At 61.1% G+C, this 22,949-nt stretch carries 23 protein-coding genes and 1 tRNA gene; 13 read left to right on the top strand and 11 right to left on the bottom strand.

The features are described from left to right. Positions 1–56: 56 nt before the first annotated feature. Complete coding sequence (locus ASAC_RS03805) at positions 57–722, bottom strand: DUF3834 domain-containing protein (protein WP_013266675.1); 666 nt, start codon at positions 720–722, stop codon at positions 57–59. A 189-nt stretch (positions 723–911) separates the two neighbouring features. Between ASAC_RS03805 and ASAC_RS03810 the strand changes: the two genes are divergently transcribed. Beyond that, complete coding sequence (locus ASAC_RS03810; protein ID WP_148217132.1) at positions 912–2,273, top strand: hypothetical protein; 1,362 nt, start codon at positions 912–914, stop codon at positions 2,271–2,273. Positions 2,274–2,366: 93 nt separating this feature from the next. Further along, positions 2,367–2,939, top strand: coding sequence for an MBL fold metallo-hydrolase (locus ASAC_RS03815; RefSeq protein ID WP_013266677.1), 573 nt, complete (start codon positions 2,367–2,369; stop codon positions 2,937–2,939). A gap of 7 nt (positions 2,940–2,946) precedes the next feature. Here the strand turns inward: ASAC_RS03815 and ASAC_RS03820 are convergent. Next, positions 2,947–3,024: transfer RNA gene (locus tag ASAC_RS03820), tRNA-Val, on the bottom strand. Between the two features lie 56 nt (positions 3,025–3,080). Next, positions 3,081–3,437, bottom strand: coding sequence for a DsrE family protein (locus tag ASAC_RS03825; RefSeq protein ID WP_148217266.1), 357 nt, complete (start codon positions 3,435–3,437; stop codon positions 3,081–3,083). A 129-nt stretch (positions 3,438–3,566) separates the two neighbouring features. Between ASAC_RS03825 and ASAC_RS03830 the strand changes: the two genes are divergently transcribed. From ASAC_RS03830 to ASAC_RS07855, 3 genes are all read left to right on the top strand, one after another. Beyond that, positions 3,567–3,956 carry a single stranded DNA-binding domain-containing protein gene (locus ASAC_RS03830; RefSeq protein ID WP_013266679.1) on the top strand — a complete coding sequence of 130 codons (390 nt, stop codon included), beginning with the start codon at positions 3,567–3,569 and terminating at the stop codon, positions 3,954–3,956. 147 nt (positions 3,957–4,103) lie between these two features. Further along, positions 4,104–6,023: an aldehyde ferredoxin oxidoreductase family protein gene (locus ASAC_RS03835; RefSeq protein ID WP_238523582.1), complete on the top strand. Its 1,920-nt coding sequence runs from the start codon at positions 4,104–4,106 to the stop codon at positions 6,021–6,023. A 324-nt stretch (positions 6,024–6,347) separates the two neighbouring features. Continuing rightward, a complete protein-coding gene (locus tag ASAC_RS07855) occupies positions 6,348–6,497 on the top strand; it encodes a hypothetical protein (RefSeq protein WP_013266681.1) in 150 nt (49 codons plus the stop codon). Here ASAC_RS07855 and ASAC_RS03840 read toward each other — a convergent pair. The 3 genes from ASAC_RS03840 to ASAC_RS03850 form a co-directional block, all read right to left on the bottom strand. Continuing rightward, complete coding sequence (locus ASAC_RS03840) at positions 6,475–7,473, bottom strand: pyridoxal-phosphate dependent enzyme (protein WP_013266682.1); 999 nt, start codon at positions 7,471–7,473, stop codon at positions 6,475–6,477. The genes ASAC_RS07855 and ASAC_RS03840 overlap by 23 nt on opposite strands. A 10-nt stretch (positions 7,474–7,483) precedes the next feature. Continuing rightward, the gene (locus ASAC_RS03845; protein WP_013266683.1) at positions 7,484–8,542 is read right to left on the bottom strand and encodes a HesA/MoeB/ThiF family protein; all 1,059 of its coding nucleotides are present in this window, start codon (positions 8,540–8,542) and stop codon (positions 7,484–7,486) included. A 61-nt stretch (positions 8,543–8,603) separates the two neighbouring features. Next, complete coding sequence (locus tag ASAC_RS03850; RefSeq protein WP_048812795.1) at positions 8,604–10,127, bottom strand: PINc/VapC family ATPase; 1,524 nt, start codon at positions 10,125–10,127, stop codon at positions 8,604–8,606. 139 nt (positions 10,128–10,266) lie between these two features. Here ASAC_RS03850 and ASAC_RS03855 point away from each other — a divergent pair, with 139 nt between their 5' ends. The 3 genes from ASAC_RS03855 to ASAC_RS07640 are packed head-to-tail and all read left to right on the top strand — an operon-like array spanning position 10,267 to position 12,054. Next, the gene (locus ASAC_RS03855; protein WP_013266685.1) at positions 10,267–11,124 is read left to right on the top strand and encodes an amidohydrolase family protein; all 858 of its coding nucleotides are present in this window, start codon (positions 10,267–10,269) and stop codon (positions 11,122–11,124) included. Between the two features lie 53 nt (positions 11,125–11,177). Continuing rightward, positions 11,178–11,477, top strand: a complete 300-nt coding sequence (locus ASAC_RS03860; RefSeq protein WP_013266686.1) for a hypothetical protein — start codon at positions 11,178–11,180, stop codon at positions 11,475–11,477. Then, positions 11,449–12,054, top strand: coding sequence for a LysO family transporter (locus ASAC_RS07640; RefSeq protein WP_013266687.1), 606 nt, complete (start codon positions 11,449–11,451; stop codon positions 12,052–12,054). The genes ASAC_RS03860 and ASAC_RS07640 overlap by 29 nt, the downstream gene beginning before the upstream one ends. Here the strand turns inward: ASAC_RS07640 and ASAC_RS03870 are convergent. From ASAC_RS03870 to ASAC_RS03890, 5 genes are all read right to left on the bottom strand, one after another. Then, entirely contained in the window at positions 12,049–12,531 is a 483-nt protein-coding gene (locus ASAC_RS03870) for a deoxyuridine 5'-triphosphate nucleotidohydrolase (protein WP_013266688.1), read from the bottom strand. The two genes, ASAC_RS07640 and ASAC_RS03870, sit on opposite strands and share 6 nt — an antisense overlap. A 49-nt stretch (positions 12,532–12,580) precedes the next feature. Then, positions 12,581–12,928 carry a DsrE family protein gene (locus ASAC_RS03875; RefSeq protein ID WP_013266689.1) on the bottom strand — a complete coding sequence of 116 codons (348 nt, stop codon included), beginning with the start codon at positions 12,926–12,928 and terminating at the stop codon, positions 12,581–12,583. A 42-nt stretch (positions 12,929–12,970) separates the two neighbouring features. After that, positions 12,971–15,145: a glycoside hydrolase family 31 protein gene (locus tag ASAC_RS03880; protein ID WP_013266690.1), complete on the bottom strand. Its 2,175-nt coding sequence runs from the start codon at positions 15,143–15,145 to the stop codon at positions 12,971–12,973. A 66-nt stretch (positions 15,146–15,211) separates the two neighbouring features. Then, positions 15,212–17,089, bottom strand: coding sequence for an APC family permease (locus ASAC_RS03885; RefSeq protein ID WP_013266691.1), 1,878 nt, complete (start codon positions 17,087–17,089; stop codon positions 15,212–15,214). 133 nt (positions 17,090–17,222) lie between these two features. Further along, positions 17,223–17,891: a glycosyltransferase gene (locus ASAC_RS03890; RefSeq protein WP_013266692.1), complete on the bottom strand. Its 669-nt coding sequence runs from the start codon at positions 17,889–17,891 to the stop codon at positions 17,223–17,225. A gap of 115 nt (positions 17,892–18,006) precedes the next feature. Between ASAC_RS03890 and ASAC_RS03895 the strand changes: the two genes are divergently transcribed. The 5 genes from ASAC_RS03895 (at position 18,007) to ASAC_RS03910 (ending at position 22,949) form a co-directional block, all read left to right on the top strand. Next, positions 18,007–19,227 (top strand): DNA double-strand break repair nuclease NurA, encoded by a 1,221-nt coding sequence (locus tag ASAC_RS03895; protein WP_013266693.1) that lies wholly within the window; start codon positions 18,007–18,009, stop codon positions 19,225–19,227. After that, positions 19,228–21,363, top strand: coding sequence for an ATP-binding protein (locus ASAC_RS03900; RefSeq protein ID WP_013266694.1), 2,136 nt, complete (start codon positions 19,228–19,230; stop codon positions 21,361–21,363). Positions 21,364–21,579: 216 nt separating this feature from the next. Continuing rightward, entirely contained in the window at positions 21,580–21,738 is a 159-nt protein-coding gene (locus tag ASAC_RS07925) for a hypothetical protein (protein WP_013266695.1), read from the top strand. A gap of 6 nt (positions 21,739–21,744) precedes the next feature. Then, entirely contained in the window at positions 21,745–22,305 is a 561-nt protein-coding gene (locus ASAC_RS03905; RefSeq protein ID WP_013266696.1) for a hypothetical protein, read from the top strand. A gap of 131 nt (positions 22,306–22,436) precedes the next feature. Beyond that, the gene (locus ASAC_RS03910) at positions 22,437–22,949 is read left to right on the top strand and encodes a cob(I)yrinic acid a,c-diamide adenosyltransferase (protein WP_013266697.1); all 513 of its coding nucleotides are present in this window, start codon (positions 22,437–22,439) and stop codon (positions 22,947–22,949) included.

Below are 22,949 nucleotides of genomic sequence, written 5' to 3' on the forward strand. Positions count from 1 at the left end.
CGGCTTAGCCCAATGAGACCTCTCGTCATCCCTAGGCTCCAGTGGCCCCGCGGGAGTTAAGCGTTGCCCAGGTACTTCATCACGAGCCTCGTGAAGCTCCCCACGTCCTCCGCTGGCCTGAAGAAGTACTCGGCGCTCCTTATTATGCCCAGCACGAAGTCCCTGGGGACCCTTATGGGCAGCCTTGAGGCTATCAGGTCAGCTGAGGCCTCGGGGTCCCTCCTCATCATGTTAACTCCAAGCTCGTAGGCCTCCCTCACGTAGCCTAGGGCGTCCGCGTTAAGCACGCTCACCCCGCACGCCCCGGGGGCCCCCACCATGGCCTCAAGGGTTGGCCTCCTGTTGACCATAGCTATGCTCAGGACCGCGCTGTCAACCTCCCCCGAGGAGAGCATCCTGTAAAGCTGCTGCCACTCGTCCGCGTAGACCAGCGACGCCCTGACCCCGTACATGTCCATGGCGGCCCTGACCAGGACGTCGGCGGCTGACCCCCTCCTCCACACGCCCACCCTTGGCCCCCTCAGCTCGGGGTAAACGGTCATCAGCTCCCTCACGGTCACGTAGTCCACCCTCAGCCCTCTCCTGATCAGCGACACTACCGAGTCGGCCACGGCGTCCGCCGAGCCCTCCTTGCTGAACTCCAGTGATATGTTGGCCCTGTCCTCGGCCACCACAAGCGGGTATGAGACTGGCCCTGGGGCAGCAAGCACCTTAACGGCCATCCCGGTCACCTTCAGCCGCTGGGACCGCCGTCACTATTAAGCGCTTCTATATATCACATGATTTAAGATAAATTATTTACTACAGCGGCCGCAAGGAGTATGAACCAGTATTTTCTCGCATATATTTATTTTTACAAAATAAGTAACTTTATATACGACCCTTTCTCTTATAATAGAATTGGTGGGAAGGTGTCAGCTGGAGACTCCTTCCTCTCGGACCCCCGGAAGAACTTAACCGCGATAGCTGTTTACACCGCCGTCCTGTTCGCCATATCACCGCTGCTCGGCGCTAACTGGATATCGCCGGGCGACTTCGACTCATCGACCCAGGCGGTCTACCACGCGCTCATGATACCCCTGACCCTGCTCCTGGCAATACTTGCGTGCGAGCTGCTCGGCCTGCCCCGCTGGGCCAAGCTGTTGGCAAACTACGCCACCTACCCGACCCTCGCCCTCACGTTCGTGGGTAACGCTATACTTCAGAACTACTACCCCTCCTCGCTGGCCAACTACGCGGTCCAGGGCGTCAGGGACGTGCTGCTCTACCTGGTGGCCCTCGCTGTCATAGTTGCAGCGCTCCTCAAGGCTGCCCGCGAGAGGGCCTGGCTCAAGGCGTATTGGGCTCCCTTCCTGCTGATATTGGCCGCCGGCGTGTCAATAGCCCTCGCCCCCATCTATGGAATTGTATCGCTCATGCCGCAGACGTGGCACCTGTCCTTCCTGGCCTCCACAGTTAACGCCGTTGGTAACCAGACCTTTGTGTCAGACCTCGTGACGTCGCACTCGCACCAGATGCTCCCAGCGGTGGGTGACGCCATTGTTGGGCTCACCGCTATCTGGTTCGGGTACTCCGAGCTCAGGGGCAGGGCGAGGGCCGCCGCGGCTGCAGGCCTCATTATAGGCCTCGCCAGCGTCATCGTCTTCACCTACCTGTACTGGGCCTCGGGCGTCGGCACCTACTCAATACCTACCATAGCCCCCTTCGGGCCTCAGGGGGTCAACGGGCTGGCACTTGACGACTTCACCACAGGGCTCTCCGGCTGGGGAGCTATGCTCGTGCTCGCGGCCCTCTACGTTGGGCCGCTCGCGTACCTGGCCAGGTCTGGACAGAACGCCGAGAGGCTCTACAGGCTCGCCACCCTGGCCACGTGGGTTGCAGCCATGGCCATACTTGTAGGCATAGGCTACTTCATAGAGTTCAACGAGGCCTTCTTCGGCTTCGGGAGCCCTGGCCAGCCGCCCAGCGGGGGACCCGGCTACATGTTCGATGACGCCTTCATGAAGGGGCACCTGGTCACCGCATTCATGATAATACCCCTGCTGGCCGCCACCATGCTCGCCGTGGACTACATAGTTAAGGAAGGGGGCAAGGCCAAGAGGTACCTGGCCTACCTCACCTTCGCCTCCCTCCTCCTCTGCTACCTCGGGGTCCAGTTCTACACAATGACGCTGATACCTACACTGCTTGAGGCGGCCCTGGCGGTCTCAGGGCTTGACCTGCTCCTCAACGCGCTGGCGCCCCTCTACGTGAGGCCTAGGACGGCCAGCTGAGAGGCTTTAGCCTTCACACCAAGCCTATTTTTCTTGGTCCAGGCCGGCCCGCGTTTTACCTTCTCCCCGCGCTCCCACCTGGGCGTCCGCCAGGTGGAGGTCTTCCGCATAAAGGGCATGTCAAATTCCTACCTCACCAGCGACGGGATCCTCATAGACGCCGGGGCCAGGGCCAGCGACGTGGCCAGGGTGGCCGAGGAGCACGGGGTGAAGGTCAGGTACCTCCTCATAACGCATCAGCACGTGGACCACGTCAGGTACGCGGCTGAAATTGTAAAGGCCTTCAACTGCAGGGTCGTTGCCCCCTCGCTGGAGGCCGACGTGATCGAGGGGAGGGCCAGGCCCTCGGGCAGCGCCCTGACGGCGATCTTCCAGGCGCTGCTCAGGGCCAGGGCCGTCCACGTAGATGTCAGGGTCAACGAAGGTGACGTGGTCGAGGGCTACAGGGCGGTGCTCGCCCCAGGGCACACGCCGGGCAGCACGGCCTACGTTAAGGACGAAGTGATGTTCAGCGGCGACGCTATAGTGAGCCGCAACGGGAGGCCCTCGCTGCCCTCCAGGGCCCTTAACGTGAACTACGCCTTAGCCGAGGAGAGCCTCAGGAGGCTCCTTGAGCTGAGGCCCAAGGTCATCTACCCTGGCCACGGGAGGCCCATAACGCTGTGACTGAAGGTGGTGGGCCCGGCCGGACTTGAACCGGCGACCTCCGCCGTGTGAGGGCGGCGTCCTAACCAATCTAGACGACGGGCCCACCAGCGCTAGAGCTTCAAGGGGAACCAATTAAAGCTTTGTGCCAGGCCTTAAGTTCTAAGCCATTATTATCTGGTAGCCCTGCGCCACCAGGTCCTCAAAGGCGTAGTGGTGCTCCTCATCGCCTATGAGCCTGAACCCCTTGAGCCTCTCCCTCAGGTTCAGGTGCGGAGGGGAGGCGCAGTAGCCGCAGGCCCCCAGAAGGAGGTTGTTCCTGAGCACCTCCTCAAACGCTGGCCTGAGCCCCCTGTAGGGCGACTCCGACACCGGTATCTTGACGCCCGGGCCGTCGAGGTATACTTTAACCTCGTGGCCTGCCTTCGCCAGGCCCACTGCGTAGTGGAAGGCGTGGGCGGCCCTTATGGACCCCTCAAGGCCTGAGGGGTCATCCATCACGACGAAGAGCAGCCTCATGTTCCCACAGGGCTCCCCCCTCCAGCGATATTTAAAAATGTTGATATTGACTAGCTCAGCCACGTCGCCCTCCAAGTACTTCATCTTAGCTTATAAGGGCCCCGCCCAACGGGAACTGGGTAAATAGGAGTGCAGGTAAAGGACCTGGCTCCTGGCGTCAACGTTGACAGCCTCACTGTGAAGGTTGTCAAGGTTGAGGAGCCCAGGAGCGTGAGCGGAAGGGACGGGTCAACCCACAGGGTTGCCGATGCCCTAGTTGGAGACGAGAGCGGCAGCATACTCATGACTTTGTGGGACAGGAACATAGACTCCGTTAGGCCGGGCGCCGTCATAACCGTCAGGAACGGCTTCGTGGGCACCTTCAAGGGCCACATGAGGCTGAACCTGGGCCGCGGCGGCACCCTGAGCGAGTCGGACGCCCAGATAGAGAACGTGAACACGTCAAACAACCTCTCCGACAAGGTAGTTGAGGACGCCCCGCCCAGGAGGCGCGGCTTCGGGAGGAGCCGCAGGTTTTAACCCTCCCTATCACCTTGTTTTAGACTAATTCTTCCTTGAGCTATAGTCTGCGTCTTAATACTAAGCCCTCCTATAGTCATGGATAGGCCTTACAGGCCTGAGCTCCACTTTATACGGCTTGGCCTCCCCGACAGGCTGGGACTTGCTGTGAAGTGGTACGGCTACAAGGGCCGCATCCTGAGGGTTGACCTCTCCGCTGGCAAGACCAGCGTGGAGGAGCTAAGGCTGGACTACGTCAAGATGTACATGGGAGGCCTCGGCTACGCCGCCAAGGTGCTCTGGGATGAGCTTCAGCCGGGGGTAGACCCGCTGTCGCCCGACAACATTCTCATAGCCACCGCCGGCCCCTTCACGGGGACCCTGGCCCCGGGCAGCGGCAACATATACTGGGCCTTCAAGGCCCCCATGACGGGCGGCTGGGGGGAGACGAGGTCAGGGGGCAAGTTCGGCTCGTGGATGAAGTACAGCGGCTTTGACCTAATAGTCATAAGGGGCAGGGCCCCCGAGCCCGTCTACCTGTACCTTGAGTCAGGCAGGGCTGAGATAAGGAGCGCAAAGAGGTACTGGGGCATGACAGTACATGAGGTCACTGACGCCCTCAGGGATGACACAGGGGTTCACGAAGCCTCGGTGGCCGCCATAGGCCCGGCTGGGGAGAACCTGGTCAGATTCGCCGCCATAATAAACGACTATGACAGGGCGGCCGGCAGGACGGGCGGAGGGGCGGTCATGGGCTCGAAGAACCTCAAGGCCGTGGTGGCGGCCGGCGGCGAGGGGATAGACGTCTACGACCCGGAGGGCTTCATGGCTGCCGCGCTCGAGGCCCAGGGAGGCATAAAGGCCGACCCAGGCCAGAGGTTCATGGGACAGCACGGCACCATAGGCGGGCTCCTGGGAACCAACGCCATGGGAGGGCTCCCCACGGCGAACTTTGAGACTGGCTACTTTGAGGCGGCCGACAGGGTGTCGCACGAGACGCTCGAGAGGAACTACATGATAAAGAGGAGGGCGTGCCACGCCTGCGCAATAGGGTGCAGCAGGTACAGCTACGTCGCCTACGGCCCCTTCGCCACCCCGCCCAACGAGGGCCCCGAGTACGAGACTGCCGACATGAACGGCCCCATGAACATGATAGACAACATGGAGGCCATAATAAGGGTCAACTACCTCGCCAACAACTACGGCCTGGACACCATATCAACGGGGCACACGATAGCGTGGGCCATAGAGGCGTACCAGAAGGGGATAATAACGAAGCAGGACACCGGCGGCCTTGAGCTGAGGTGGAACGACCCCGAGACACACGTGAAGCTTGTCGAGATGATAGCCTACAGGAAGGGCTTCGGGAACCTGCTGGCGGAGGGGAGCTACAGGGCCGCCAAGGCCATAGGCAGGGGCGCCGAGGAGCTGGTGAACCATGTCAAGGGCCTCGAGTTCCCCGCCCACGACCCCAGGGTCGAGTCCAAGCTGTTGGCCATACAGTATGCAATAAGCCCGAGGGGCGCCTGCCACGTGCACCCAATATACCCGTCGTACGACATGATGCAGGTGGACGCCGGCCTCAAGGACTTCGGCCTCCCGTGGCCGCTGCCTGACAGGCTCGCCGAGACGGGAGTCGGCAAGGGGATAGCCTACAGGGCGCTGGCCAGCTACGGGGAGGCTTTCAACAACGTGGGCCTCTGCATATTCTACTCGGCGGGGCCCGAGAGCGGGGTCATAAGTCCAAGGAGGATAGCCAGGATATACACAGCGCTGACAGGCATAGAGACCACCCCCCAGGACGTGCTGTTGGCCGGCGAGAGGACGTGGAACCTGAAGAGGGCCTTCAACCTCAGGGAGGGGTTCACCAGGGAGCACGACAGGCTGCCCAAGAGGATGATAACGCCTATACTCACGGGGCCCGCCAAGGGGCTCAAGGTTGAGAGCCCAGACGGCCTTGTAGATGAGGCCTACGATGCCTTTGGGTGGGACAGGAGGACTGGCTACATAAGGAGGTCAACGCTTGAAAGGCTTGGCATGAAGGACGTTGAGGAGCAGCTCCAGAAGCTCGGCAAATTGTCTGACTGAGATCCAGATAAATGCTACAAAGCGGACGTTGAAGGAAAAAAGGAAGCTTTTCACCAACAGTGGTCGTGACGGCCGCAGGGACTATTTATCACCCGGACCTCACCCTGTAGATAGTGATGTATAGGTCAGCCACGGCCTCAAGCCTCTGGTTCTGCCTGTTAGCCTGCCTGTACCCCCTCTCCATTTTTCTCACCTCTTCTCCAAATATTTAATAGAATCCAAAAAGCCTAAAAAAGGTTTCTCCTAATATTTACCTGAAAATACCCTTGTAATACTGTATACAAAAGTTGATAAACGTCTCCGGGGCTGGTAACACGAGCTGCCGTGAGCTCCGACGAGTGCGACCCCTTCACCAGGGGCCACGTGGTGGAGGTCTGCAGGGAGAGGTGCGCAGAGGTCAGCCTGGGAGGGAAGGACTTCGCGGAGTGCGTCAGGTCCTGCGTTGAGGAGCTCAGGTCAAGGTGCGGATCCTAGAGACCAGGTCGTAGAACTTCAGCCCGCTGCCCGTGAGCACGGCTATGAACCCGCCCACGTCAACGCCCACCTCCCTCAGGAGCTTCAGGGCTGCATATGCCGAGGCCGAGGTGGGCTCAGCCATGAGCCCCATGGACCAGAGGTCCCTGGTGGCCTCCGCTATCTCCTTGTCCGAGACCAGCACCAGGCCTCCCCCGCTCCTCCTTATGGCATCAGCGGCCTCCTGGGCCCTCGGCGCCGAGGGGAGCACCAGGCCGTCGGCCAGGGACGACGTGCTGCCGGAGCCAACGGCTATGGGCTCCACGAGGCCCCTGAGGGTGGCGTTCTGCACCCCCTGCACGGCGTACAGCCTGACCTTGCCCCCTGAGCCCCTCCAGATGCCAAGGAACAGCGAGAAGCTGGCCGAGGGGACCACCACGGCGGAGCCCTCTGGCACCTCCCTGCCAGCTGAGGTCATCCCCTCAAGGAAGGCGGCGCTCACAGAGTGGGCCACGTAGAAGCACCTGCCAGCCATGGCCTCCGCGTACTTGGCCGCCTCCTCCCTGCTGTCGAGCTCGACCACCCTGGCCCCCAGCGACGCTATTATTGACTTCTTGGAGGGGGCCGCCGTCCTGGGCACCGCCACTACGGCCTCCAGCCCAAGGAACGAGGCGTAGGCGGCCGTGGAGATGCCCGCGTTGCCGCTCGAGTCCTCGACCACGCACCTGTAGCCGAGGTCCCTGGCGAGCTGAAGCGAGTAGGCCGTGCCCCTGTCCTTGAAGCTGCCCGTCGGGTTGACGTACTCCAGCTTGAAGCCTATGGGGCCGAGCGGCGTCTCCCTGTAGACAAGGGGGGTTGAGCCCTCGCCGAGGAGCCTCCCGTACCTCGGCCTCTCCCCCTCAAACTCCAGCGGCGAGCCGCACCTGGGGCACCTGTGGTAGTACCTGCCCTCCTCGCCCCTGAAGCCGCACCTGGGGCACACGAGCCTCCAGGCCAAGGCCCGCACCTCAGTAGGTAGGGAGCCCCGCGGCCTCAGCCACCTCGTCGTAGGCCCTCCTGGCGTCGTCCTCGTTCATGGCTCCCTCTATCACTACGACCCTCCTTCCAAGCACTGTGACGCTCACCCCCTCCTTAGTGACCACCTTCACGTAGTTGGGCCTTGAGACCACCCAGCTGAACCTGCTTGAAAGCCTGGATGCCAGGTCCTGGGGCTCAGGGGCGTCAAGCGGGAGCCTGAGCTTGAACGCCTCGCTGCCGCAGACCCTGCTGATAACTCCGAACCTCGGGGGCCTTGAGAGGAGTTTGAACTCCCTCCTGACGCAGACGGGGCACGAGGGGTTCCTCTCTACCTTAACCTTCTCAACGGTGTTCTCCCTGGCGTCTATCGAGTACAGGACCCCTGGCTCGGGCCCGTCGCCCGCCAGGTACCTTATAGCGAGGTTGGCGGCCATGGCGCCAACTATAGTTGTCACGGTGCCTATTGCAGGTATGATATCGCATGAGGCCTGCTGCCCCTCCTGGCCCTCGGGGATGAGGCACCTGAGGCACGGCCCCCTGCCGGGCTCTATGAGCATCACAGTGCCATACCAGGAGTTCACGCCGGCGTAGACCCACGGCTTGTTGTACTTCACCGCGGCCTCGTTTATCACGAACCTGGTGTCCATGTTGTCCGTGCCGTCAAGCACTATGTCAACGTCCTTAACTATGTCCTCTATGTTGTCCGAGTCAACGTCGTCTATGTAAGCCTCAACCTTAACCGACCTGTCTATCCTCGCCACGCCGTCCCTGCAGGCTATAGCCTTGGGGACCCCCTGCTCGGCCTCCGCCTCGCCCACCATGTGGGTCCTGTGGAGGTTGGTGTAGTCCACCACGTCCCTGTCAACGACCCTCAGGAACCCTACCCCTGACCTGGCCAGCAGCTCAGCCTCGGTGGAGCCGAGGGCCCCACAGCCTATTATTGCGACCCTCGACTCCCTCAGCCTCTTGACGCCCTCCTGCCCTATTCCCTTTACCAGGGCCTCCCTTGAGAACCTAGAGAGGACCTCGGCAACGTCAGCTGAGGCCATAAAGCTCCCAGCTGGGCGTGGCCCAGCGAGTTTTTGAACGTTAGTAGGCTGTCCGACTGGCTCAGTCCTCGCGCGGCACGAACCTCAGGTCCAGGTTCTCCTCCTTAGCGAGCTTCTTGAGGCTCCTGACCTTCCTCGAGCTCAGGTTCGCCCTCCTGGGGAGCTTAACTATGAGGGCCCCGTCCCTGACCTCGGCCTCGGCGCCTGGGACTATCCTTGAGACCTTGTCCTCTATGCTGAGCGATGACCTCCTCTGGCCCACGGGTATGACCATGACCTGCTCGCCGAAGGTGTACATCTCGTACTCCAGCTCGCCAGTCAGGAAGTCCCTGACCTCCACCACCGGCCTGGCGAGCTCCTCCTCCTTGAGGCCCGTCGGCAGCTTGACAGTTATGCCCAGCTCGTACACCTTGCTGACCTGGCCGCTGTCTATGAATATTACAGTGTCAATGATGCTTGGTATCATGCCGAGCTCCACCCTGGTGGCCAGCCTCTGGACGGCGTCTATGGGCGTCGTGGCGTGAACAACTCCTATCATGCCTATGCCGGCCAGCCTGAGGTCCACGTAGAGCTTGAAGTCCTCGTCGTCCCTCATCTCGTCGAACACCGTGTAGTCGGGCCTCGAGAGCAGGAGTATGTCGTGGAGCTCCGTCATGTCAGCGTAGTTCTTGGAGTACTGCGTTATAGAGGGCGAGAGCCTCATGTCCCTCGGCGACTCTATGGTCTTCACTACCTTGCCCCTGCTGGCGTAGAACTCGGCCAGGGCCTGGGCGAACGTTGTCTTGCCGGCGCCGGGCGACCCAGCTATGAGTATGCCCTCAGCCCTCGAGAGGAGCCTGTCCATGAGCTTCTCAGGCAGGTTGTAGTCCTCAAGCTTGAGCTTCGCTATCGGCCTCACCGCGGTTATCTCCCACCCGTCGCTCAGCGGGGGCCTCGTTATGACGACCCTGTAGTCGCCCAGCTGAACTATGGTGGAGCCGCTCCTGTCTATCTCGACGAAGCCGTCAGTTGTAGTCAGCGCCCTCTCGATTATCTCTCTTGCCATCTCCTCAAGCTCTGACCTCTCAAGCGGCCTGTCAGAGAGCTTCACGAAGAGCCAGCTCCCGGGCCTCCCTACCTTAGCCAGCGGGGCCGCCCCCTCCTTGAGGTGTACGCTCATTGTCTTCTCGTTGAAGTACTCCTCTATCCTGAGCTTGCCCTCCCTGGGCATGCCAGTGTAGAGCACCTTGACGCCTATGAACTGGGCCGCCTGGGCCTGTATGGGGTCGCTCGTCACCAGGACGGCCCCGCGCCTCAGCGCGTAGTCCCTCACGGACAGCTTGAGCCTCTCGTAGCTCTCGCCCTCCACCTCGGCTGAGACCTCTATGGTTACGCCGTTGGGAGCCTCCCTGGCCAGCCTGTCGAGCTCCTGGAGCCCCGTGAAGCCCACGCTCCTGCCGGCCTTGGCCTCCGAGTAGAAGTAGTCGACTGCGCCCTTCGGTATAACCACCCTGCCCATAACCTTGCCTGACTCCACGAGCTTCCTGAGGCTACCGTCAACTATGGAGTCCACATCTGTTACGTAGGTCGTCGGTTCACCGCTCAACCCATCTGGCCCCTTAGTCCACTGTAAGCATAAAGTCCAGCGATTTTAACCTCTCACGTGACTGAGGACTTCCTCAATGGGAGGAGCGATCCGACACGCGTAATTACCCACGGAAGACCAAAGGGAACGTGGATGAAAGATGACCCTCACCGTGCTGATTAACGCGGCGGCGGTCTACACGGGCAAGGAGGTCATAAGGGACTCCTACGTCTACATAGAGGACGGCATAATAAGGGACGTGGGGCCTCAGCCCGCCCCCGATGACATACAGGACGCCACGCTGGTGATAGGCGGCGAGGGGAGGGTCGTTGTCCCCGGGCTCACGGCCGTGGCAGATGTGGCGGCTTACCCCATAAGGTATGCGAGGCCCTCCCTGACGGCTAGGATAGAGCTCTACAGGAGGCTCAAGGACGAGGAGCTGTTCACAGCCTCCCTGCCGGGCGTCTACGAGCTCCACATGATGGGGGTGACCACCGCCCTGGTCGAGAGCCTCTCAAGCTCCCTCGCCCTTGACCTGGCCCGCAGGATAGGCGGCTTCTACGGCGTCGCCAGGCCGTCGTGCACGGAGGCCTTCTCCATACAGCCCATACTGAGGGGGATGGTGACCATAGGCGGCAAGGACTGCCCAGGGGGCCAGGTTGAGGACGGCGACAGGGAGCACCTGGTGCTGACCGGGAGAGGAGGCTACGGCCTCGAGGACCTTGGCGACGCGCTCTCGCTGAGCCAGTCCCTCAGGAAGCTGGCGGGGCTTGAGGAGACGCTCATAGAGCCCAACAGGCCCGCCGAGGTGGCGGTTTATGACGCCTCGAAGCCCCCAGCTATGCTGATATACAAGGCCGGCGAGGACGAGATAAGGAGGATCTACACGTCCCACGCCACGCTCGAGAGCCTCATAGCTGGCATGGACGTACTTGTGGAGATGGGGGAGCACATGAGGATAGGCAGGAAGCACCTGAACGAGGCGGCCCAGCTCTACAGAAGGCTGGGCTACGCATGACGAGTGCACCCTTTTAATCTAAAACTTCGCGGCCCTCCTGAGGGGCTACTGAGGTGAGCCTAGAGGAGATCCTCTACCTCTCGCTGGCCGTGGGCTTCATAGTTGGTCTCGCCCTCGAGGGCAAGGGGTCGGGCCACCTAAAGGTCCTTGACACGACGTCAACCATATTCATACTGGCCCTCGTGTTCTCAATGGGCCTCGTGGTCGGCTCCGAGGTGCTCTCCATAGGGAGGAGCGCAGTAAGTATAACAGCGGCCTCCCTGCTGATAGCGGTCCTTCCAGGCATCCTGGGGGCCTATATAGCTGAGTGGGGGCTGAGGAGGCTTGAGGGAAGAGCTAAGGGCAGCGGCTAGGACGGCCTCCGCGTTTGTTATAGGCATTGCCCTGGGGGCGGCGCTGAGGCCAAGGCCAGACGACGTGCTGCCCTACGCTTACATCTTCCTGTATATAGTTGTCGCGACTGCCGGGGCCTACGTGGGCCTCTCGTGGAGGAGGCTCGCCAGTGCTGGCAGGAGGATACTCTCCGTGGGCCTCATGTTCACCGCCGCCGCGCTCGTGGGTGACGCCGCGGCGGGGCTGGCCATTGCCGAGCTCCTGGGCCTCCCGCTGAGGCTCACCGTGGCCGCCGCCCTGGGCTCGGGCTGGTACTCCTTCACAGGGCCGTTCCTGTCGCTCTTCAGCCCATCCATGGGTGTCATAGGCTTCGTGGCAAACCAGCTCAGGGAGGACCTGACCCTCGCCCTCTTCCCCGCGATTGACAGGCTCATAGGGGAGGGCTCCGTCGTTATGGGGGGCGCCACGTCGATGGACACCACGCTTGGCGTCATAACTAGGTACGCCGGGCCCGAGACAGGCCTTGAGGGCCTTGTCCAGGGGGTGGTGCTTACCCTGCTAATTCCTATTATAGTGCCTGCCGTCGTCAGGCTATAGGTTCTCGCCCTGGTATGAGCCCCTGTAGAGCGAGGAGGGCCTCGACTCGAGCCTTATAAACACCATCTGGGCCACCCTGGCGCCCTGCTCTATGACGGCCCCATGGGGGTTGGCCACTATCATGAGGGCCTCCCCCCTGCCCGTGTACCCGGGGTCCCACACCGCGCATGAGATGGTGACCCCCATCCTCAGCAGCGTGCTCCTGGGGTAGCAGATGCCGACGGCGTCCGGGGGAACTGCGACAACGTCAAGGAACCTTATCTTGTAGGCTCCAGGCTGGAGCCTGTAAAGGCCGTCCACTGGCTTCACTGGCCTGACGTCGGGGAGCCTCTTGGAGCTCGCCCTCAGCTCGCCCTCGTTCAGGAACTCCATGACCTCCCCCAGCCTTATGTCGACGCCCGCCGGCTGAACCTGCTCGTCCACGGAGTCCCTTATGTAAGACCTGGCCGCGTGGCCCGGGACAGCCAAGCCCTGCACCTGGGATAACTCAAGGTCTAGGCCTAAAGAAGCGAGTGGGTCTAGAGGGTCAGAAGGAGACAACCTCATAGCCTTCCTGTACCTTCTTAGCCGTGTGGACGCCGCCCATCACGGGCTCAACGCCCTCTATCAGCATGTCTGGCGTCAGCCCGAGCCCCTTGGCTGAGACACTGCAGTAGGCCACGTCTATGCCGGCCTGCTTCATCTGCTCTATCTGCTTCCTCACCTCGTCTGCGTTGGCCGCGTTCTTCATAAGGTACTCAACGCCCCTGCCGAGGAACATGAATGACACGTCGGCGCCCGCGTTCTTCCTGGCGCCGAGGGCGAAGTTTATGGCCATGTTGACCCTGTTTATGTCGTCCCTCCCAGCCGTGCAGATTACAAATATCTTTACCATGCGCGCCACCCTTGACCTGAGTGCTCGGTGGGATTAAACGCTTCAGCCGTGGTAGATAAACGTGTACTTGACGTCCGCCGGCATCCCCTCAGCCGAGCAGGTGCCTCCCCTGCACCTTACCGCGGCCCTGGCGCCGTCGTCGTAGTAGGGGTACTCCGCCTCCGTCACCTTGAACGCGTGGAACTCCACTGGGCTGAAGCGGCCGTCAGGCACGTGGTCGACCTCAACCCCCAGCAGTGGTATCACTGAGCCCTCCTTGACCAGCAGCGGGAACCTGTCGAGCGAGTCATATGATATGGTCACCCACCTGCCGCCCTCGTACTCCCTGCCCGTGAAGTAGTCTATCCACCTCCCCTCCGGCAGGTAAACACCCCTGCCCCTCTGGCCCTCCTCAACTATCGGGGCCACCAGCAGGCTCGAGCCCAGGTAGAACTCGTCATCTATGTCATACACGTTGGGGTCGTCAGGGTGCTCGAGCGGCAGCGGCCTCACGAGCGGCACCCTCTCCTCTACGGACCTCCATGACTCCGAGTAGAGGTAGGGCAGCAGCCTGTAGCGCAGCTTGAGCGCTGCAAGGGTCTCCTTGGGTGAGTACTTCCAAGGCTCCCTGTCAGTCACGCCGTGGGCCCTCACGTGACTCACAGTTACCCCCGCCTGGAGGAACCTGAGGTACAGCTCGTCGCTCGGCCTCCCTATGAAGCCCCCCACGTCGAAGGAGCCGAAGAAGGCGCCGCTGGCGTGGTATGAGAGCAGCCCCCTTATGGCCTGCCTTAGCCCCTCCCAGCTTGAGGGCACGTCGCCGCCCCAGTTCAGGGGGTAGGCCCAGACGCCCGTGCTGCCTGACCTGCCCCAGACTATGCCGTAGCCCTTGGCCTCCACCGTGGCCTCGTAGACGGCCTTCATGTATAGGAGCGGGTAGTAGTTGTGGGCCTCCTCGCCGCTCATGCCGTTCCTGAAGTCCGCCTCCTCCGGTACGGCCTCGCCGTAGTCAGCCTTTATCACGTCCGCGTATGGAAGCACCAGGTCCTTGAGCGCCTCCTTGAAGGCCCTGAAGCCCTCGGGGTCCGTCAGGTCCACTATGCCGGCCCCCTCCCTCCTCTGGCAGTCAGCTGCCGGGGTTGCAAGGCCCCCCAGCTTTGACTTGACCATGTACTTCTCAAGCCTGGCCCACAGCCTGGTGCCGGGCTCTATGTAAGGGTTCATCCAGAGCGACAGCCTGAAGCCCATCCTGTGCAGCTCGTCCACCAGCCCCTTGGGGTCCGGGAAGGCCGACGTGTCCCACTCAAGGTCTATAGTGTCGCACCTGTACTTCTTCCAGTTGCCCTCCCACGGCGGGTCTATGTGGATGACGTCGGCCGGGTAGCCCCTGCTCCTCAGCTCCCTGGCGACGCTAAGGACCTCGTCCTGGCTGTAGTAGGCGCACTTGCTCTGCCAGAAGCCGTAGCTCCACTTGGGCGGAGGCGCCTTGGGGGTCCCGGTCAGCCTGTAGAGCTCCGCCAGTATCTCCTTTGGGCTTCCCAGGAAGAGGTAGAGGTCCAGGGGGCCCCTGACCATGATGAGGAGCCTGTCGTACGAGTTCTTGCCGAGGTCGAAGTAAACCGGGGAGTAGGTGTTTACAAGGAGCCCCCAGCCCCTCGGGGACCATATGAAGGGCACGGGCACGTAGGTGGCGTAGTTGGGCGTCGAGGGCGCGTCCGCCGCCCAAGTTATGAACTCGCCTCCCCTCTTGTTTATGTGCCCGAAGTGCTCCCCAAGGCCATACAGCGGCTCGCCGGGCCTGAGTGAAACGGCGAAGGAGCTGCAGGCCCTGCCGTCAGCGCAGGTCACCTTGCCGGTAACTATGGTGCGGTAGTTGAGCCAGCTCTCCGTGGGCTTCACGTCAACGAAGAGAGGGTCGACCCAAGTCCTGTTAGCGCCGCGCACCAGCCTGTCGTCCGGCTCCCACTCCTCAAAGATCGTCACGCCCCCGCGCGTTACCCTGATGTGAGGCAGCAGCTGCACCCTGTAATCCCCTGTGACGAGCTCGGGCGACCCCAGCTGCTGGGCCTTGAAGTCCTTGGCCTCAGGCTCGGCTATCCTTATGGTCCTCTCGCTGACCTGGGAGACGCATATCCTGCCGGCGTCGCTCGCTATACAGCTGTCCACGAAGGCCCTGTTGGACGAGGGAAGAAAGCTTACAGCCCTGAACCTGCTCTCATCAAACCTAAACGTGGGCAAGCTGAGCCCCTACAAGGAGTGAAGTTAAAAAGTGAATAAAAGGACCTACGTTAATCAAGTTTTAAGTTAGGGGCCCTTGAGTGTCTGCACCAGGGCCTCAAGGTCCTTGGTCCTGCGAGCGCTGAAGAGCGCGAACACGTAAAGAACTGCGGCCACCACCGCTGTGCTCACGTCGTCAAGCGGGTAGCCTATGGGCGCGTTGGACCCGAAGGGGCCCAGGGTGCCGTAGAACACAAGCACTAGGCCGATAAAGAGGGCAGCTATGACCCACCAGCCCGAGCTTATCTCCTGCCTCAGCTCATCGTTGCCCTTAGAGTATATGACCAGCGTGAAGCCGACGGTCGTGAGCAGGTTGACCAGCACGAAGGCCCAGAAGTCAACCTGGTAGGACTGCCTGAGCGCGAGGGGCCCATAACCTATTGAGGCCCAGGGAAGCACTATGCCCCTGTATATGAGGAAGTACGTGGTGAGCGCCAGCACGACCCAGTAGGTCACGCCGAGGGCGACTCCCAGGGACCTGCTGACGCTGTACCAGCGCGGCGCCACGTAAATGTAGAAGATGGGCAAGCCTGCGAGCACTAGCGGCACCGCTATCCACATGGTGCTGAACCCCGCCCAGTAGACTATCATGTAGGCCGCTATGAAGGCTATGCCTCCCATAACTGTCGGGGCCCAGAGCTTGAACGGCCTCCTTATCTCGGGAGCGTGCTTCCTGAGCGCTGGGACCGCCGCCCCGCCTATGGTGTAGGTGAACACCGTGGCGAACACCGTCAGGCTGGCTATGTAGGCCCACGAGGGGAACGGCAGCAGGTAAAGGGCCCCTATGAGCCATGATATTAGCAGCCCTACCCAGGGCACCCTGTGCCTGTTGAGCTTCATGAAGCTCTCCGGTATGCTGCCGTTCGTCGACATGCCGTAGAGAACCCTTGAAACAGTGCCTATGTATATCAGGCCGGTGCCTATGGGGGCAACTATGGCGCCCACCATGACGCCCCAGCTCCACCACCTCAGGGCCGAGGAGCTTGAGAGCCTGGCCACCTCAAAGAACGGGGCCGCTGATATGGGCGTGGCGGAGAGGCCCGTCCAGTTTCCGGGCCTGAGGCCAAGGGCCGACCACGGTATTGACCCCGTGAAGGAGACCTGCAGGAGCACGTAGACTATTATGCCCATCACGAAGCCAAGTATAGTGCCGAGGGGCACGTCCCTCTGCGGGTTCTTCGCCTCGCCCGCAAAGTCAAGGCCCTGCCTGAAGCCCAGGTATGAGAACACTATGCCGGTAGTAGATATAGACATTATGATCGGGGCCGTGCCGTAGGGCACGAACGACGGGGTGCTGAAGTTCCTTGGGTGCAGCGCGAGGCCCAGGAGGAGCAGCACCGTGACTATGGGCACCACGAACTTTATGTAGGTCAGGAACGTGTTGGTTGAGCCCATTATGTTAACTCCATAGTAGTTTATCAGGAAGAACGCAGTCAGCAGCGCGAAGGCTATGGCAACGCCAGGGGCCGTGAGCACGGTGACGCTTCCCAGGGGCGTCGTCTTGCTGGTGTAGAGCCACGGGAAGAATATGGCGAGGTATGTGACTACCGCTATCGCCTCCGCCGGGGCCACGCTCAGGGAGGCTACGAGGTAGGACCATGAGAGCGTGAACGACGCGAAGCTGCCGTGCGTGTACTGGGGGTACCTCACTATTGAGCCCGACTTTGGTATCGCCGCAGAGAGCTCAGCGAAGGCAAGGGCTACGAAGAGCATGAGCACCCCAGCGACTATCCATGATATGAAGGCCGCCGGACCTACCGCCATTGCTGTGTAGTAGGAGGCGAAGAGCCACCCGCTTCCCACCAGGGCGCCGAAGACCAGCGCAGTTATGTCTATGAACGACAGGGACTTCCTGAGCTGCCTGTCTGTGCTCTCAGCCCTCTGAATTCTCTCCTCGCTACTCATACGCTAAAACACCAACAGGGGTCCCACTGAATGATCTTTAAAAATATTATGATATGGACCGCACGGGTTTATGAAGCGCGTTCTTAGCAATAACGTCTATCCCATAGAAGGTGGACGCATATTATAACACCACTTAGACCGCGTTTAGGCCCAGGGCCTTAGCCGTGGAGAGGCCGACGTAGAAGTAAGCGCACTTGAGCCAGGCGAGCGTCGCCCTGATGTTAGCCTTAAGCGTCCCCCCGATCCTGGGGCTCCGCCTCCTTGGGGGCGGCCTGTAGAGCACCTCGCAGACCTTTGCCCCCCTGAGCCTCGAGGCCGCCAGGAGCTCACAGCCGAAGGTCTCCCCAAGCTTAAGGTTATAGTCAGCCAGGAGGGACCTCCTGAAGACCCTGAAGTTGGAGAAGAGGTCCCTGACGCCCAGGAGCCTTCCGAGGGTTGCTGAGGCTATCACCTCGGCGGGCCTCGGGAGCCAGGTCCTCGACGCCACCACCACGTCGCACCCCATGTCCCTGGCGGCCTTAATGATGCCCGGCACGAGCTCGGGCGGGTTCTCTAGGTCCGCGTCTATAGTAACCACTAGGTCTCCTGAGGCCTCCTTGATGCCCTCCAGGAGGCTCGCGGTCTGGCCCACGTTGTTCATAACTATGACCCTGTCGAAGTACTTGGCCGCCACAGCCGCGGTGCCGTCAGGCGAGCTGTCGTCGACCAGTATAATCTCGTGGTCGTAGCCCTTCAGCGCGGCCCTGAGCCTCTCGGCGAGCTTTGGGACGTTCTCCGCCTCGTTGTAGGCAGCTGTAACCACTGAGATCAAGGCTCTTCCGTATTACTTTCCTGCAGTTTCAGGGAATAATAGCCGTACCCGGAGGGGAGTCCCTTTATTAGGTATTACTGTAACGTTATTACCACGAGCATAACTGGTGAGCAGCACGCCGTCTGTCTCAGAGATAGTAGGCGAGCTCGCAAAGAACCTGCTTAACCCGGGCAGCAGCTCCAGGAGAAGCGGCAGGTCGTCACTTAGCCTCTCTGAGATCCTTGAGGCGTCAAGCGACGAGGACAGGGGGCCCGTGGACATGTTCGAGAGGGCCTCGAGGCCCCTTCTGCCCAGGAGGGTGCCGGGCTACTCGAAGGACATGGTGCACATAGGCGTTGACACCAGCACCAGGCTCCTGGCCACGCCTTACGCTGACATAGTAGTCTCCGCCCTCTCGGTGTCAGGCCCGGGCCCCGTGGAGCTGTGCGACTACCCGTCGCTCTACGGCGAGCCCATGAGCTGCGGCCCCTCGCCCCCGCCCTTCATATATGTAGTGCCCCACGGGGCCGTCGAGCTCCCTGAGCAGGAGGGCGTGGCCTCAGTAATTGCAAGCCCCTCAGACCTGTCCCAGTCGTTTATATCTAAGCTCGCGGACTACGCCAGGCTCTCGCTCGAGAGGTGGGCCATGGAGGTCCCAGTTGAGCAGATAGCCAGGGCGTTCGCCGAGGCGGGCAGGAGGCCCGTGGTCATGCTCGACGGACCCATATTCATAAGCCAGGGCAAGGGCGTCGGCAACCTCATGGTTCAGAGGTATGAGGCCGTTAAGCAGCTGGAGTCCGCCGGCGTCCCTGTGATAGGGGTCGTCAAGAGGGTTGAGAGGAGCTTCATGCTCTCCTCATCGCCGACATACTCAAGGCTCCTGGAGGGCTGCGGCCTCTCGGCGTCCGGCGAGACCGACGCAATGATATTGCAGAGGCTGGCCTCGCTGGGGTGCGTGGACGAGGTGCCGGGCAGGGTATATGTTACCCCAAAGATAATAGTTAAGGGCGGCGACGGCATAGAGAAGATAGTGGAGTACGTAATTATGATGCCCAGCGCGTGGCAGAAGCTCGGCGTCAGGTCCAAGGTCTTCAGGCTGGAGTACACGGAGGAGACCCTTAACATGCTTGAGGAGTTCAATGTGGACCCGCTCCAGGCGTTCCTTGGTGACTCCCTGGCCAGGGAGAGCCTCGAGCCTGTGAGCGTCTCCATGAGCGACAGGAGGGCCAAGGCCCTGACCTCCTCCTTAAGAGCGCTGTTGGCTAAGGAGGTCGTGGGGCTGGGCGGCAGGCTGGGCTACGAGAGCGAGGTCGAGCTTAGGGGGCTGGCAGGGGAGGGTGAGGAGTAATTGGCTGACAAGGAGGGGCTGCAGCTCGACAAGCTCAAGGCTGTCGAGAGCGAGGTGGACAGGCTAGACCAGATGCTGAGGGCCGCCTATGAGAAGGCCAACAGGGTCGGCAAGCTGGTGGGCAGGGTCTCGAGGTTCAACGAGGTGAAGGTGGGCGAGGGCTCCAGGATAGAGTTCGTCATAGACCCCTCGACCTACTACAGGGAGAGGGAGGCGCCCTTCCAGAGGGTCGGCGACTACCTGGTCATAGTTGACCCCAAGGACCTGAGGCTCGTCCTTGTGAGGGTCACATCCATAAACAGGAGGGACGAGCTCGCCATGATGGGCCTCCAGCCCCCAGTGAGCCCCATAGTTAACAGCGTCGAGCCCAGGGGGCTCATAACCGACGCCATAATAGAGGGGGAGCTGGTCCTGGAGAAGGGCGACGGGGACCCGTCGCCGAGGCCAGCGGTCAAGAGCATAGAGCCCCAGGCCCCCGTCGTTGTCCCATCGCCCCAGACCCTCAGGGAGCTCCTGGACCTGCCCTCGGAGGGCGTTGTCCTCGGCAGCCTCGCCACGCCGGGAGGCCTCATAGAGGGCGGCAGAATACCAGTTAAGCTGCCGGTCCAGACGTTCCTTCACCACATACTGATAGTGGGCACCACCGGGGCCGGAAAGACGACCCTGCTTAAGAACATGATAACCGCCGCCTACAGCAACTCAAGGAGGGGGTTCACGGCAATAATAGTTGACCTTAATGATGACTTCGTTCAGCTGCCCATGAAGCCCCAGAGGCCCCCAGAGCCCCGTGAGGTCTACGAGAACGCCTACTCCAACGTGTCGCCGCCCCCCGGAGTAATGGTGGTCCTGCCCATAACTGCCCAGGTCCTCGGTGAGATCTGGGCTTCAAGGGAGGGAGGCAAGTACGTTGAAGTCCTCAGGGAGCTTGGTAAGGAGTACGTCAGGGACGTCATAGCTCCCCTGCTTGAGAGCGAAGTTGAGGCCGACTTAAAGCACAAGGTGTCGGACTCCACCGGCCTGACGTACCTTGAGGCGCAGGGGCTCCCGTTTAGGCTGGCCCTGGTGCCGTACTTCATCGACACCAGCAGGAGCACCACTGACTCACTCGTCAGCCTCATGCCGGGTCTGAGCGAGCTGGCAAGGAGCATGCTGGCCTCAATAAGGAGGAAGTTCAAGGCCAAGTTCAAGTTCAACCCACCCATGGAGATTCTGCAGGCGGCGCTGCTGGTCGCCCTGATGAAGCTCAGGAAGGGTCCATCCGACGAGGAGGCCATGAAGATGGCCTGGGAGCTCATGAGTAACTACGTGGCCAACTGGAGGGAGTCCCAGGAGGCCGCGAGCCCTGAGGACATACCGCTCCTGAAGCTCGTGGGCTACGACGAGAGAGGGAGGGCCAGCGCCGTCAAGCTCGACGAGGCTGTGGACTTCACGACCAAGGTAATACTGTCACTCATGCCGCACAGGAGCACGGTTGAGGCCCTGTTCAGGAGGGTCTCAGCCCTCCTGGACACTGGATTCGTTGACGTCATGATAGTCTCCGACAAGGGCCTTGAGGTCCTCAGGGAGCCCAGCTGGGAGAGCATCGTGAGGGAGGCCAACCTGCTGCAGGTGCCCGTGGTGCTTGACCTCAGGAAGGGCCTCGAGAGCTCCCAGGGAGGCCCCGAGTCCCTGAGGGTGCTTACGTACAGGATGCTTGAGAGGATCATAGCGTGGAAGCACGAGGCCTGGAGGAGGAGGGAGAGGGACTCGCCTGAGGTAGTTATCTTCATAGATGAGGCGCACCAGTTCTTCCCAAGTGAGGGTAGGTCCAAGGAGGAGGCGGAAGAGGTCAGCGAGATCTCAGCAATGATTTCCAGGATAGCCAGGCTCGGGAGGTCAAGGGGCATAGGGCTAGTCTTCAGCACCCACAGCCCCAAGGACCTTAACAGCATAGTAATACAGCTCACTAACACCAAGGTGCTGCTCAGGAGCGAGGAGTCCCAGGTGGAGTCGCTCTCGCTCCCCCAGGAGGTTAAGCAGTACCTGCCGAGGCTCCAGGACAGGTACATGGCCATAGTAAGCTACGCCTTCAGGGAGGGCTACGTGTTCGCCCAGACCACCACGCCACTGACAATGCACTATGACATATCAGCCTAGCGTCGGCTGGCGACTTATCGAGAAACCATAAAGAAATGCGCTGAGGAACAGTGAGTGAAAGAGAATGAAGAGGGCTAGCGTCGTTAAACTCGTTGTGGCCAAGAGGATTATTTACCGAAGGGCTTCAAGCTGACCTTAAAGTTCAAGGAAAAGTGGCGCGGGGAAGCGATTTAGACCGACTGGAGGTAGTTTATAACTAGGTTAGGAGGGGTTAGTATGCTCACGTCCCAGTTGAGGTCGAAAATACCACATGAAAACAAGGGTAATTTAGGGGCCTTCGTTGATTTGGGAGTCATTAACTTGGCCGCCGTGTACGTAGAGGACGGCGACGTGGTGGAGAGGCAGCCGCTGCCCACGCTGGGCAACAACGGGTGAAGAAGTTTGGAGGACCCCATCGCCCAGAAGCTGATGAACGTAGTCTCAATGAACGAGGAGCTGCTGGAGATGGCAGTGGCCTACTCAGACGCGAAAGCCTTCAACCGGTTCTACGAGGCCGTGAGGAGCGCCTTCGCTGAGGACGGCCTTGAGGTGGTCAAGTACCCAGCCCTCGGCGACGTGGACGAGACCGGCACCATGTACCTCTCCACGGTTGCGGTGAACGACGTTAAGAATGGAATTTCCTACGTAGTGTTCGGCAAGGTCAAGGCAGAAGTGATGATAAGGACTATCTACAGGTACGTGGGGTTTGAGGTCGACACTACAGTGCTGCTCGACGATAAGAGGGCCCCGCTGGCTAACGCCGTGATGAGGTACGCTGCCCAGAACATCAAGGACGGCGAGCTGTTTGACGCCATTGAGAGGGTAGCCATGGAGCTCTCCAGGGCCGAGGCCCAGGGCAGGGTCAGCGAGTTCATAAAGGAGCTCGACAGGAGAGCGAGGGCGCACGACACAGCTGCCGCGGTAGTCAGGTCGATACTCAGCGACTACAGCGCCAACACGTGACGGATATGAATTAATTACAAGCCTCGCCCTTTCAGGGGCGGGGAGAAGGCCAGGTATTAGCTTAGCGGCGCTGAGCCCAGCCTTTATTACCCTGGCAGGCCTTAGCCAGGCGGTGGAAGCGCTTGCCCCATGTGTTCACTAGGACGGGCGACGAGGGCACAACATACTGCAGCCTCCTCAACGAGAGGGTCCCAAAGGACCACGTCCTCGTGGAGCTAATGGGCTCCCTGGACGAGGCCAACAGCTTCGTTGGGCTCGCCAGGTCGCTCGTCCCCAGCTACATGACTGACGTGCTGGCCGACCTGGAGTACATACAGAGGCTCATCTTCAGGGTCGGCTACACGGCCTCGGGAAGGGTCTCGGTGACGGAGGACGACCTGAGGAGGCTTGAGGACATGGCAGATAACTACTATGGCAGGCACCCCCTCAAGAACTTCGTGTTGCCCGCGGGCCCCAGCCCCGCGGCGGCGCTGCACGTGGCCAGGGCCGTGGTCAGGAGGGCTGAGAGGGTCATGGTAAGGGCCTCTAGGGAGTACAAGATAGACCCCCTCGCGCTGAAGATAGTCAACAGGCTGAGCAGCGCCCTGTTCGCGCTGGCAGTCTACGTGGCCACCGCCATGGGCTACCCTGAGGAGCCCGTGTAG

The sequence above is a fragment of the Acidilobus saccharovorans 345-15 genome (assembly GCF_000144915.1).
GTDB classification, from domain to species: domain Archaea; phylum Thermoproteota; class Thermoprotei_A; order Sulfolobales; family Acidilobaceae; genus Acidilobus; species Acidilobus saccharovorans.

Excerpts from the sequence above, each read along its gene's own strand:
- ASAC_RS03805 (WP_013266675.1), bottom strand. The coding sequence starts at position 722 with ATGGCCGTTAAGGTGCTTGCTGCCCCAGGGCCAGTCTCATACCCGCTT.
- ASAC_RS03825 (WP_148217266.1), bottom strand. The coding sequence starts at position 3,437 with ATGAGGCTGCTCTTCGTCGTGATGGATGACCCCTCAGGCCTTGAGGGG.
- ASAC_RS03845 (WP_013266683.1), bottom strand. The coding sequence starts at position 8,542 with ATGGCCTCAGCTGACGTTGCCGAGGTCCTCTCTAGGTTCTCAAGGGAG.
- ASAC_RS03855 (WP_013266685.1), top strand. The coding sequence starts at position 10,267 with ATGACCCTCACCGTGCTGATTAACGCGGCGGCGGTCTACACGGGCAAG.
- ASAC_RS03875 (WP_013266689.1), bottom strand. The coding sequence starts at position 12,928 with ATGGTAAAGATATTTGTAATCTGCACGGCTGGGAGGGACGACATAAAC.
- ASAC_RS03885 (WP_013266691.1), bottom strand. The coding sequence starts at position 17,089 with ATGAGTAGCGAGGAGAGAATTCAGAGGGCTGAGAGCACAGACAGGCAG.
- ASAC_RS07925 (WP_013266695.1), top strand. The coding sequence starts at position 21,580 with ATGCTCACGTCCCAGTTGAGGTCGAAAATACCACATGAAAACAAGGGT.